The 12374-nt window shown below is 44.7% G+C and carries 10 protein-coding genes; 3 read left to right on the top strand and 7 right to left on the bottom strand.

From position 1 onward, the window contains the following. Positions 1-6: 6 nt before the first annotated feature. From MHH52_RS28360 to MHH52_RS28345, 4 genes are all read right to left on the bottom strand, one after another. Positions 7-822 (bottom strand): carbohydrate ABC transporter permease, encoded by an 816-nt coding sequence (locus tag MHH52_RS28360; RefSeq protein ID WP_313640624.1) that lies wholly within the window; start codon positions 820-822, stop codon positions 7-9. 14 nt (positions 823-836) lie between these two features. Next, complete coding sequence (locus tag MHH52_RS28355) at positions 837-1706, bottom strand: sugar ABC transporter permease (protein WP_234534795.1); 870 nt, start codon at positions 1704-1706, stop codon at positions 837-839. Positions 1707-2126: 420 nt separating this feature from the next. Continuing rightward, a complete protein-coding gene (locus MHH52_RS28350) occupies positions 2127-2321 on the bottom strand; it encodes a hypothetical protein (protein ID WP_340005796.1) in 195 nt (64 codons plus the stop codon). After that, the gene (locus MHH52_RS28345) at positions 2297-3100 is read right to left on the bottom strand and encodes an AAC(3) family N-acetyltransferase (RefSeq protein ID WP_313637128.1); all 804 of its coding nucleotides are present in this window, start codon (positions 3098-3100) and stop codon (positions 2297-2299) included. The genes MHH52_RS28350 and MHH52_RS28345 overlap by 25 nt, the downstream gene beginning before the upstream one ends. A 315-nt stretch (positions 3101-3415) precedes the next feature. Here MHH52_RS28345 and MHH52_RS28340 point away from each other — a divergent pair, with 315 nt between their 5' ends. Then, positions 3416-5128 carry an Imm51 family immunity protein gene (locus MHH52_RS28340; RefSeq protein ID WP_340005795.1) on the top strand — a complete coding sequence of 571 codons (1713 nt, stop codon included), beginning with the start codon at positions 3416-3418 and terminating at the stop codon, positions 5126-5128. A 261-nt stretch (positions 5129-5389) separates the two neighbouring features. Here the strand turns inward: MHH52_RS28340 and MHH52_RS28335 are convergent. Next, positions 5390-6750, bottom strand: a protein-coding gene (locus MHH52_RS28335; protein ID WP_340003511.1) for an IS1182 family transposase whose coding sequence is annotated in 2 segments (ribosomal slippage) — positions 5390-6180 and positions 6180-6750 — 1362 coding nt in all. Because the reading frame shifts where the segments join, the coding sequence is not laid out codon by codon here. A gap of 243 nt (positions 6751-6993) precedes the next feature. Next, entirely contained in the window at positions 6994-8424 is a 1431-nt protein-coding gene (locus MHH52_RS28330) for a PLP-dependent aminotransferase family protein (RefSeq protein WP_340005793.1), read from the bottom strand. 200 nt (positions 8425-8624) lie between these two features. On the opposite strand from MHH52_RS28330, the gene MHH52_RS28325 reads away from it, so the two are divergent. Together MHH52_RS28325 and MHH52_RS28320 are read left to right on the top strand one after the other, a co-directional pair. Then, positions 8625-9161 (top strand): pyridoxamine 5'-phosphate oxidase family protein, encoded by a 537-nt coding sequence (locus MHH52_RS28325; protein ID WP_340005790.1) that lies wholly within the window; start codon positions 8625-8627, stop codon positions 9159-9161. A 625-nt stretch (positions 9162-9786) separates the two neighbouring features. Next, positions 9787-11238, top strand: coding sequence for an IS1182 family transposase (locus MHH52_RS28320; protein WP_340005788.1), 1452 nt, complete (start codon positions 9787-9789; stop codon positions 11236-11238). A gap of 158 nt (positions 11239-11396) precedes the next feature. Here the strand turns inward: MHH52_RS28320 and MHH52_RS28315 are convergent, their stop codons facing one another. Further along, positions 11397-12242, bottom strand: a complete 846-nt coding sequence (locus MHH52_RS28315; RefSeq protein ID WP_340005785.1) for an alpha/beta hydrolase — start codon at positions 12240-12242, stop codon at positions 11397-11399. Positions 12243-12374 lie beyond the last annotated feature (132 nt).

Here is a 12374-nt window from a genome sequence, read left to right as displayed (position 1 = left end):
AAGTTCTTATTTAATCCCGCTTTGCAATGAACTTTCTGTAAAGTAGCGCTGCGCCAGTACGTATATTCCGATAACAGGCAGCACAGACAAAGTGGCAGCCGCCATCGTCGGCACCCATTCGATATAGCTGTCGTTGCGGAATTGGACGATAGCCACCGTCAGCGTCATTTTCATTTCATCGTTCAAAATGAGAAAGGGCCAATAATAATCATTCCAGTTGTTAACAAATTGAATGAGTCCGACACCAAACAAGGTAGGCACCGAGGCCCTTAAATAAATGTGATACAAGGTTTGGACGGAATGACAGCCGTCCACTCTCGAAGCCTCCTCGAGTTCTCGTGGAATAGCCATAAAGAATTGGCGGAGTACAAAAATGGCGTACGCGCTTGCGATATGAGGTATGATCACCCCCTTATATGAATTGACCCAATCAAACGAGTTGACGACCAAATATACCGGCAGCATAATAGCCTGCGGGGGAATCATCATCGTGCACAAGACGAAGAAAAATAAGGTTTCGCGTCCTCTGAAACGGTATCTGGCGAAGGCGTACGCGGCCAATACGCCGAGCATCAACTGACCCGCCGTCAATACGCTCGTCAACAGCACGCTGTTCATAAACCAGCGGGCTAACGGCGCCTGCTGGAACACTTGCAGGTAACCCTCAAGACTAAAGCTTGTCGGAATGAGAAACGCCACGCGCCGGAACGGATCGGAGCTTGGGGACAAGGATACCGTCAGCATCCAGATGAACGGCACCAGCACCACCAGTACGGATAACAGCAGAAATACATTCAACAACAGATGATTTCGTAACTTCAAGTTGCCAATCCCCCCTATACCCATTGTGTGCGCTTCTGCATCCAGCGCACCTGAATAACGGTCAATCCCAGCACAATGACAAACAAGATCGTCGCCGCCGCGCTCGCCGTACCCGTGTTAAAAAATTGGAACGCCTCCTGCCATATGAAGAAAGCCCAGACGTTCGTCGAATTGTTGGGACCTCCGAGCGTCATAATTTGAACTGTGGCGAACACCTGCAAGGAATGAAGTAGTGTGATCGTCCAGACGAACATATGCACCGGCATAAGCATCGGGAACGTCATATGGCGGAAGGACTGCCAGCCGCTAGCTCCATCAATCGCCGCCGCTTCCTTCACCTCGTTATCCAATTGCTTCAAGCCGGAAATGTACAAGATGACGTTGTAGCCAAAGGACATCCACACCCCTACAATAGCCAGCGCGTATATTGCCAGCTGCGTGTCCTGAAGCCATGCCTTCTCACCGATTCCGAATAGGCCAAGCCATTCGTTGATCAACCCGTTCTGAGGCGAGAACATGAGCGAGAACACTAGACCCGCCACCGAGACGCTGACAACCACCGGAACAAAAAATAATACCCGGTACAAGGACCTCAGCTTGCCCGCCCGCTCAATAGCCAGCGCGTATACCAATCCGAGCGCTGCGGACAGCGGCACCGTTAACGCCATGTACAGCAGCGTATTGCCGATCACCTTCCAGAACAACGGCTTGCCAAGCACCTCTTTATAGTTGCTCAAGCCGACAAACTGTTTCTTATCCAGCAGCAGATCCCACTCCATAAAGCTGATATAGAGGGAGAAAAAAAACGGGAAAACAAAAAATATCGCGTAAAGCACTAACACGGGGGATAAATACAAATAGGGCTGCCATGGTATTCGTCTCATCTTATGCCTCCTTTAAGCTGAAATAAACGCAACAAAGCCCGTGACTCCCCTTATGGTTCCATCAAGAATGGAGAAGGGGAATCACGGGCATTCTCTGCAATTAAGCCCATTGCTATCAGATATTCAATTGCTTGTTGACTCTACTTTAACCCAGCAATGTTAACGGAGTGTTTGCTTTATGTTGAAAATTGTAAATGTTACTAGCTAGTCTTTTTGAAGGTACACTAAATGAATCAGGAGGATGCCTCATGACGAAAATAAATCAACGTTCTTGGATAAAGCGTATAATTCACGTAACAGGCTAACGACTCATCCGGAGATATTACGTGTTGGAAGAAGTACCTCGATGAAAAGAGCATAATCAACCCGAAGTACGTGCAGGGCATGTAGAGCGCTATTTAACCCCAAGTCTAGCGAGGTTCAATACGTCCATTTCCAATAAAATGGTAACCCCACACTGGGTACTAATAAATTCGCCGTTAGAGTGATACGGAGAACCGTACCATAAGTAACGGCAAGTAATTCAGGCGAGGCAGGGAACAGCCTCATCTCAGTATCAGGGGGGCTGCAGCTTGCTGTCGTTAAAGTTCCTACACCCTGTTTCTTTCCATCCATGCAGCAGCCCAATCTACCAGCGGCCGTTGCTCCAGAAATCGGACTTCGGCGTTTCCGACTCTATGAATCTTGATATTCATTTCTTTATCATATTCGTCCCCCAAACGGACAAAATCTCCGTCGTCCACAGCCTGGGTTTCGTAAGTCACCCATTTTCGAGTTCCTTCCTCCATAATTGCACTACTTTCATGGACAAACTTCTTGGCAGGGAAAGTGGCTATAGTTTCAGCCAGGTGCAGCGACGTATTTTTATCATAGCCGACGCCTATTAAGAGTACATAACCATTTAGATGATATAATTTATCCAATGGGGAGCTCTTGCCGAAAATGTTGCATAAATCATGGTTCTTAGTTAGATATTCCGCATGCTTGCCTAATGCGGCAATTGATCGTGCCGGGTGATCCGACCTTTTGGCCCCCGGCCACTTGCGGAACATTTCAGCCACGACACCCATACCGATTGCAGGGGTTATTTCTTTATCATAGGCAGGCCAGTTTTCGCGAATTATCGGCCACCATTCCATAGGTGCTTCCCAGTGGACTCCCGTTGAAGGATCAAGATTCTTCCATGTCTGGGACGGCATCATCAAGGTCCCTTCTTCACCGACAATTTCAAGAAGGGACCTGATTAAGGTTTCGGGTCCGCCTACAACAAAACCAAGTTTGCTGAGAGAAGTATGTACGAAGATGTGTTGACCTTCTGTTAATCCGCAGTTTTTAAATGTGTGGATTAGATCTTCTTTCGTGAAGATGGCTCTTGTTTCTATTGGTTCAGTCATGTTTACCTCCGCCTTTCTTTAAAATAAGACAACCCCGCTATAAGTAGCGGGGTTGTCACTAGCGTGGCCAGGGAAACAGTGCCCTTCAATTGATTTCTTATATTATACAACTGTGATTCGTTTGCAACAATAGCAGAAAAACTTGCCGTTACAGACAGCGCGGAGAACCGTACCATAAGTGACGGCGAAAAAAATGTTGTGGAAAAAACAGGTGAGGGAGCCAATTTCCAATACCTACATCCCATCTGGTAGAATAGGGAAAACCATATTTCTCTATATTCTAGTAACTTGATTATACGCTTGGGGAGGTAGACCATGGACAAAGAACTAATCGCACAGCTGACGCAGTGGCATGAAGATGATGAACACCAGAAGATTGTAGACACCCTGATGGAGATTCCTCCAGAGGACAGAGATTACGAGGTGGTCAGCAGTCTGGCAAGAGCGTATAACAATCTGGGACGTTATGAAGAAGCGCTTGAACAGTTTGCGATGATTGCCGAACAGGGACAGAATGACCGTTTGTGGCATTTTCGTGTGGGATATTCCTACTACTATTTGAATCGATATGAGGAAGCAGTAAGAGCGCTGGGTATCGCCCATGACCTCGATCCTGACGACGAGAATACGGCCATGTTACTGAACTTCAGCCAGCGCAAGCTACGCAAAGAACAACACGCCGCGGCCAGACGGGCAATCAGAGAGCAGCATAATGATTCGGGGACGGCTGCAACTCCTTTTGAAGGAATGGATCTCTCCGACTTTTGGGACGATAGCGATTATGCGCTAAAAGAATATGTTTCTGCTCCGCCTACGAATGAGCTGATTGCTTCTGTAGAAGAAGAACTCGGTTACAAGCTTCCTGCCTCTTATATCAGTCTGATGAAGCAGCACAATGGGGGAGTTCCTTATAATACTTGTTTTCCGACGGAGGACGCGACCTCATGGGCCGAGGATCATATTGCGGTTACGGGCATTATGGGCATCGGTCGTGAGAAAAGCTATTCAATCTGCGGCGATCTCGGTAGCCCGTTCATGATTGAGGAGTGGGGGTATCCTGACATCGGCGTGGTAATTTGTGACTGCCCTTCGGCAGGCCATGATGTCGTGATGCTGGATTACCAGAACTGCGGGAGGGACGGCGAACCCGAGGTGATTCATGTGGATCAGGAAGACAATTATGAGATTACGTTCCTGGCCCAAGACTTCGAGACGTTTATACGCGATCTGGTGAGTGAGGAGGAATACGATACTTCTCAAGAAGATAAAGAGGAGGATCTGCGCAAAGTAGCCGTAGGCAAATTCTCGCCTTTGCTCGCGAAGCTGTGCAGCCGTGTGCCTGAGGTGGACCAGCTTGAGCAGAAGATCCGTAAAGTCTGTACTCGAATCGTTGAAGAGAAGGGACACTTTTCCTTTCATGCGGATGAGCTTTCTACTCTGATGTACGATGTGCAGTTCTGGCTGTACACAAGCTCTTATCCGAATACGAGCCGTCAACAATATCTGGATGTATATGAGAAAATGATCGCTTTTGGCGGCGAGTTCGGTCAAGGCGGGTATGCTCCCGGCTGGATCAGCGACTGGCTGGATGGGCGGATACGGGAAGGGCTGATCGTTCAGGAAAACGGGGTGTTATGCTTCACGGATCAAGCCCGCTCAGAGGTCATTGCACGGCTGGAAGCGGAAGCCGTAGAAGAGGACGTTGCCCCTTTTATACTCGTGGATCAGCAGGGTGGAGGCATGTCTGTCATTCTAAATGTCGGCAGCTACCGATCGGAACTGTTCGAGATCCGGGCAGACGAAGGGTTTGAAGGCAACGGGTACGATTGGGCTTCTTTAGCGGCTGTGTTTGTGAACGAATATATGCCTGAATGGGTAGATACGATTCATTTTGACCCGGAAGCGGATATGTTCTGTGCTTATTCGGAGAATAGCGAAGCTATTAAGCGGTTCGCGGTGCGGTTGAAGCAAGCCTGTGAGGATGAGACGGTGATTCGGGATCTATTCTCCCGCGCGGAGCTCGATTGATCACAACAGTATTCAAGGGCTGGATCACGCAGAAGGTTGAGAACAAGAAACGATTATGAAAAGAAAAAGGGTGAAAATTTTGATGGTAACAGGCTGCCGCAACGCTAGCCTGTTGAACTATCGCATACGTTGGTTGAATATTTCAAAGAAAGGGCCATCCCACAAAGGATGGCCCTCAGAGTGTCGAGAAACCCAGGTCATTTTACGACCGCGGGTTTCTTTTTAGGTTCTGGCATAAGTAGAATCGGAAAAGGGCGGGGGTTACCCCCTCTGTTCCAGGCGATCCAGGTGGATCGCCATCTTCTTCATGTTCTGCACGGCTGCCGTCATCAGTGCCTGTTCTCTGACATTCGGAAGTCCGCGCAACCGGCAATAGCGAAACCCATGGAGCTCTTTAGCATCCGCGAAGCTTCGCTCAATCGTCTCTTTTCGTTTGCGGTACAGTTGCTTGCCCGACTTACTGAGTCGGTTATTCCGCACCCATTCCTTGCTGTCCTCCCAGACGTGCCGGGTCACCACCTTTCGGTGATTTCGGGACTGAGTGCATTGGTCCAGCAATGGGCAACTCTTACAATGGTCCGGATCAGAAGCATACTGCCGGTAACCCTTTCGGTCTGTGGTCCGGTAATTCAGTTCATGACTGGCTGGACAAACATACAAATTTCGCTCGGCATCAAAGGTGAACTTCCATTTCGGAAACAATCCTTGCTTGGGATGAAATCTCCGGTGTGCAATCACCGCAAAAATCTTTCGGCTTTGTAATCCTCGACAAATCGGTGTGGTTAAGTAACCTGAATCGAGCGCAACGGCTTCAATCTTAAATCCAAAACGTTCTTGCTGACGGTCTAAACGCGACAAATATGGCACGGAATCATGAACATTGCCGGGCGTTACATGTACATCGGTAATGAGATTGTATTTGGTATCTACGGTACGGTGATCTAGATAAAAGAAGCCCTCCGGTTTGCCATCCCGGATCATATATCCACTATCTGGGTCGGTCTTGCTCACTTTAATCTCTTTCTCCTCGTTCACTTCCTCTCTTGGTTTCAGGGCTTTTTTCCATGCTCTTTCCGGTCTTCGGCCACAGCAGCGTTGAGTTCATTCACGTAATCTTTGGTGTTCTGCAGTACTTGTTGTTTGGTGTACTGGTGTTTATTCGCATTTGCTTTTACATGGGTTGAGTCGGTCACGAGAACCCGTCCACCGACCATCCGGTGCGAAATAGCCTGAAGAACAATCTCATCGAAAATGTCCTGAAAAATGTTCGTATCTTTAAATCGGGTTCGCCGGTTCCAACTAATAGTCGTATGGTCTGGAACCTTGTCGGTTAATCCCAGTCCTAAAAACCAGCGGTACGCCAAATTGGTTTGGATCTCTCGCTCCAATTGACGTTCGGAACGAATGCCGTAAAAGTATCCAAGAAAAATCATCTTAAATAAGATAACTGGATCAACAGCAGGACGTCCGTTATCTGCGCAGTACAACGGCCTAACTTTTTCATCGATAAAGGAAAAATCAATATACTTATCTACTTTTCGTAGCAAATGATCTTGAGGAACTAAATCTTCGATAGAGACAAACTCGTACGCTTGTTGTTTTTCTCGGTTGGAACGCAACATACAAATCACCATCCGTTCTATAAATAGTTACCTATATTATACAACATTAACGCGGTGTCGTGTAAAATTATTAAGACATAAAGAAGGCTGTCGAGACTTTCTCGACAGCCTGAGGGCCATCCCACAAAGGATGGCCCTAAAACTTGCCGTTACAGACAGCGCGGTGGCCTTATCATAGGTAGGGCGAAATCTTTGGATAAAAAGAGCATAGAGACACAGCGTAATTTACTTGTGGAGATGATTCTATAGGATCAACTCCGCAAGACGATGAATTCCCTGCTCAATCGCTGCTTCATCTACTTTTGCAAACCCCAATACCCATCCCTTTCTTTTGCTATCCAAACAATAGGGCCCAAGAGGGTACACACGTATTCCATGCTGTAGGGCTAACTTTGTCACGGCTTCTTCGTCGTATGATTCCTCAGCCTCAAGTAACATATGTAACCCTGTTTCTACTCCACTGAGTGTGAAACGCTCCCCTAAACCGCTAGCCATAATAGCTTTTGTCATGACTTCGTGTCTTCGTCGGTACACATTTCTGACTCTTCTCATATGTCGCATAAAATGACGATTCTTAATGAAGTGGGTTAGTGTTAGCTGATCCATAATCGGAAGATGACGGTAAGTCAGCTCCTGTACCTTTGCTAGTTGAGCAATTGCCTCGACTGGACCAACAATAGCCGAGATCCGAATGCCTGGAGCAATCATTTTAGAGAAACTCATGAGGTACAATGTATTATTAGACGCCTGACTAAATAGTGTTGGAAGCGGCTCCCCACGATATCGAAACTCACTATCATAATCGTCTTCAATGATCCAAAATTGTTCTTGAACGGCTTTATGTAGCAATTGTTGCCTCCGGGGTTCCGACATAACGACCCCTACTGCGCACTGGTGAGAAGGGGTGGCAAAGATCAGTTTGGATTGTGGGTGAATATGCTCAACGACTAGACCATACTCATCAACGGGAACGGGTACCACATTCATTCGGCGATATTTCATCGCCATCCAAGCAGCTGGGAAACCTGGATCTTCTACTGAGACAGTGTCCCCATCAGCTAAAAGTGACTGTGCGATTAAGTCAATACTATGCTGAGCTCCTGAGGTCAACAGAATCTGATTGGTTTGGATATGTATGCCCCGTTCAAGTGATAAATAACGCTGAATTTGCTCACGTAATGGTGTGAAACCATAGCAATTACCGTAAGCCCAGCTTGATAAATCCATCTCAGCAGATGCGTGGAGCAGCGATTGCCGCCAGTTCTTTTGAAATTGTTCATCCAAATAGGGTTCATGGGGACTGAAATCAATATCCACTTCTAACTGTTCTTTACCTCTGAACCAGTCATGTAATTGATCGACAGCTGAGTTCAACAAGGAAAGTGAAGGAGGGGTGGGACCCTCTGTTTCTATTTCCTTCGTTGACACAGTGACTTGCTTCCATTTACTAACTCGCGTTCCTCCTCGGCGAGAGGTAACTGTATAACCTCGACTTAACAATTCCTCATAGACGATCTGTATAGTTGAGCGTGAGACACCTACGATGTGAGCAAGTTCGCGGGTAGGTATTAGTAATTCTCCTGGCGCCCAGACTCCGCTAGTAATATTATGAATCGCTTGATCGAGCAATTGCTGCCAGATCGGTCTCTTATCATTACGAATTACTTTCATCATCGTACACACCTCCAAATAAATAGAAGCCCAATCATAATAATACTAATTATGGATTGCTCTAAACAGCGATTTTTGGATGTTTTAATGCAATCCATTCATTGATATACTACCGTAACAACGCTGGTATTCGCAATTTGGTCGTTGCCGCACTCTAGAAGATTAACGGAGTTAAGACAATTGAAGTAAGGAGAGATATCGATATGGATTCGGTTCGTTACAAGATCAGGGAATGCCAGGATCAAAAAAAGATTGAAAGGTTCCTTCACCAAGCGAGAATGGGTTATCTTGGGTTAGTTGATGGCAATCTACCCTATGTTGTGCCGCTTAATTATGTATGGACTGAAGGGAAACTCTATTTTCACGGGGCTGGAGATGGAAGGCGTAATCGGGTCATGAGTGATAATCCAGAGGTATGTTTTACGGTATGTGAGGAATACGGAACCATTACGGATCCTGTACCTGCCAAAACGGATACAGCTTATATGAGCGTAATGATATTTGGACAAGCAGAACCGATCACAGATTTGGATGAAGCCACTCATGTACTTCAGGAAATGATCAATAAGTATGTATCTGGTTACTATAATCGTCCCTTGTCCAAGCAGCATGTGGAAAAGTATAGGTCGGCTGTATTCGGCGGTCCGGTTCAAGTTTATCGGGTAATTCCGCACCGTATGACGGCAAAAGCAAGTCCTATTGAAGCAGAAAAAATGTATAAAACGGGCATGGGTACTTGACGAGAAGTTTAACCACAAGATACTGTTACAAGCGGAGTTACGCCAATTCCGCCTTCGGCAGCACATGCAGTCCTGCTTACTTAGTCAGCCAATAGAGCTTCCAAAATGTGACCTCTATTCCCCAATCGATGGGTATAGCGTCAAAGCCCCAATTTCGCTCTATAAATGTTAAGATGAGCCGTATCATAAGTAGGGCGGAGTTTTCGCCTTTAGATACAATGGTAAAACTCATTTGGGAGAAACCAAAGGGGCAGGAAATAAAAAAACACTAAGAATCAAGAGGCCACTGAAAAAGTCCAGTTACTAATTTAACTTAAGGCTATACATTTAAGGAGTAGGTTTAACTACGGGGAATATTTGGACTACCGGCCGCTGTTGTCTCCAGATTTCTTGATTAAATCGCTATTTGCGGTTGAAATCCGGAGACAAAGGCGGTCGCTATCGCTCCTCCAGTTCCAAATTTCCCCTTCGCTACACCCCTCTAATGTTTTTAAGTTCAAGTTATAAAGGCGCCTTTTAGAGGCCCATGAAAACTCCATTCCAGGACACCCATCCTCGATCTTTTCGAGGATGGGTGTCCTGTTTTGCTGTATAATGATTGTATTAATTTCAGGTGGTGACTCGGATGATTTCAAACCAACAATCCCTTAACCTCAGTCCATTTATGGCGATTTACGATATCGTCGTACCTAAAGATAATATGCTACGACAAATAAATGACCTCGTAGATTTTTCTTTTGTTCATGAAGAATTACAGAATAAATATTGCCTAGATAATGGTCGCAATGCCGTGCCTCCTATTCGTATGTTCAAGTATTTATTACTAAAATCGATTTTCGATTTATCCGATGTGGATGTCGTAGAACGTTCTAAATATGACATGTCGCTCAAATACTTCTTAGATATGGCGCCTGAAGACGATGTCATCAACCCTAGTTCACTCACGAAGTTTCGTAAACTTCGGTTGAAAGATGTGAACCTGCTCGACATGCTGATTCAAAAAACGGTGGAAATTGCATTGGAAAAAGAAATCATTAAAAGCCGCGCAATTATTGTGGATGCTACCCACACGAAATCACGATTCAATCAGCAATCACCCAAAGAAATATTGATGGAGAAGTCTAAGCTGTTGCGCAAGGCCGTTTATCAAATCAATGAAAACATGAAAGATAAATTCCCGCCAAAAACAACGACAAACGAATTAGTGGATGAACTGGACTATTGCCAAAAAGTAATTGACGCCGTGGAAAAAGAAGAAAGTATCCGCGAATATCCAAAGGTAAAGGAAAAGTTGAACTACTTAAAGGAAATCGTAGAAGATCACGTGGAGCACCTTCAATTTTCTAATGATCCAGATGCACGTGTGGGTCACAAAACAGCCGACTCTTCTTTTTTTGGCTATAAAACACATATTGCAATGAATGAAGAACGTATTATTACAGCTGCAGTAATTACAACAGGTGAAAAAAGTGATGGAAAACAACTTCAATCCTTGATTACTAAAAGTCGTAAAACGGGTATGGAAATCGATACGATCATTGGAGATACAGCCTATTCTGAGAAAGAGAATATCCAATATGCCCATGAAAATGGATTGCAATTAGTATCCAAATTACACCCATTAATTACGCAAGGAAAACGTAAAAAAGAAAATGAATTTGAGTTTAATAAAGATGCAGGAATGTACGTTTGTAAAGCCGGACAGATGGCAACTCGCAGGGCACGTACGGGGACAAAAAATGTAGGAGCAAATCAAGTAGATACCTATTACTTTGATATCGATAAGTGTAAGCAATGCCCCTTAAAAGAAGGTTGTTATAAAGAAGGAGCAAAATCGAAAACCTATTCAATCAGTATCAAATCAACGGAGCATAGCGAGCAGCACGCGTTCCAAGAAGGAGAATATTTCAAAGAAAAGTCAAAAGAGCGCTATAAAATTGAAGCGAAGAATAGTGAATTAAAACACCGACATGGGTATGATGTGGCAACTTCCTCAGGTCTTGTTGGCATGCACATGCAAGGGGCAATGGCCATATTCGCTGTCAATCTCAAACGAATATTGACGTTAATAAAGTAAAAAACATGAAGAAATCATAAAATAAAGGCGAAATCTTACTCGGAATGGAGTGAAATTTCGCCTTTATCTATTTAGGTACATTTTACAGATTCTTAAAGCATACGTTTTTCAGTGCCCTCGGAATCAACTTAGTGTTTTTCGTTATACAAAGGAAAACCTCAATTGCCCTCAAGAATCCACTTGCTTAGCTCTTTGTCAAAGGTTCGAGGTTCTTCAAACATCGGATTGTGACCCTCAAAGATCACTTTTTTCACGTGCTCATAGGTTTCATCAACAGAATTCCAAAGTGAAACAGGCGCTACCAAATAATCATACCTGCCTAAACCGATAAATACTGGTTTGTTGAAGTTAGCGAGCGATTGTATAAGATTCAATTCTCCGAATGCTTCTCCCCACAGATGATCGATAATTGGCATATTCGTATATACATCTTCCCACATGTAAGCTGCGTCAAATGTATAGTCATAAAAGCTTTGGGCTCCCATCCGAATACACATGTGAACGAATCGTCGTTCAGGATCTTTCTGAATGTCACTTTCTAACAAAGCAATATCCATCTCGAACTGTCTTTTTCTCTCTGGACTCGCTGTCTCATTAAAAAATGAAAAACTTTGACGCTGTCTTTCCTCGCTATTTGTAGGTGCCGAATTCAATAAGGCAACTTTTTGGACATGGTAGGGATATTTTTTAGCATATTCCAAAGCCATGAAAGCATGTCCTGAATGCCCTAATAGGATGAAATTTGTTAAGTTAAGATCCTGCCTTGCTGTCTCTATATCATCTAATACTTTGTCTAATCTATAATCTTCGGATTGCAGAGTTCGGGGCGGCTTCACAAATCCTCTATGATCAAGGAAAATAAACTGGAATGTATCATATAAATCTTCTGAGAATAGTTGAGGATAATAAACACTGCTGCCTATCACCAAAATAGGTTTCCCAGTTCCTTTTACACTATAATTCAGTTCAAATCCATCGCTATTTATAGTTTGGTATTTATTCATTGTCATCGTCCCTTTTTCATTTTTATTTTACACATCACTCCTTCCTTTCACGGATTCCATTACATTCTCCATGGAACGTTCTAACATTCCGATCACCTCAAATTTTGTGGCTTGTAATAAATATTATGGTAG

Origin of the sequence: Paenibacillus sp. FSL K6-0276 (assembly GCF_037977235.1) — a bacterium.
Classification (GTDB): Bacteria; Bacillota; Bacilli; order Paenibacillales; family Paenibacillaceae; genus Paenibacillus_AQ.
Note: the sequence above shows the minus strand (reverse complement) of the source record. Positions and strands in the feature narration are given on the sequence as shown.

What these genes read in the sequence shown, in the direction of transcription:
- MHH52_RS28355 (WP_234534795.1), bottom strand. Translation starts at nt 1,706, where the DNA reads ATGAGACGAATACCATGGCAGCCCTATTTGTATTTATCCCCCGTGTTA.
- MHH52_RS28350 (WP_340005796.1), bottom strand. Translation starts at nt 2,321, where the DNA reads ATGGATGGAAAGAAACAGGGTGTAGGAACTTTAACGACAGCAAGCTGC.
- MHH52_RS28345 (WP_313637128.1), bottom strand. Translation starts at nt 3,100, where the DNA reads ATGACTGAACCAATAGAAACAAGAGCCATCTTCACGAAAGAAGATCTA.
- MHH52_RS28340 (WP_340005795.1), top strand. Translation starts at nt 3,416, where the DNA reads ATGGACAAAGAACTAATCGCACAGCTGACGCAGTGGCATGAAGATGAT.
- MHH52_RS28330 (WP_340005793.1), bottom strand. Translation starts at nt 8,424, where the DNA reads ATGATGAAAGTAATTCGTAATGATAAGAGACCGATCTGGCAGCAATTG.
- MHH52_RS28325 (WP_340005790.1), top strand. Translation starts at nt 8,625, where the DNA reads ATGGATTCGGTTCGTTACAAGATCAGGGAATGCCAGGATCAAAAAAAG.
- MHH52_RS28320 (WP_340005788.1), top strand. Translation starts at nt 9,787, where the DNA reads ATGATTTCAAACCAACAATCCCTTAACCTCAGTCCATTTATGGCGATT.
- MHH52_RS28315 (WP_340005785.1), bottom strand. Translation starts at nt 12,242, where the DNA reads ATGAATAAATACCAAACTATAAATAGCGATGGATTTGAACTGAATTAT.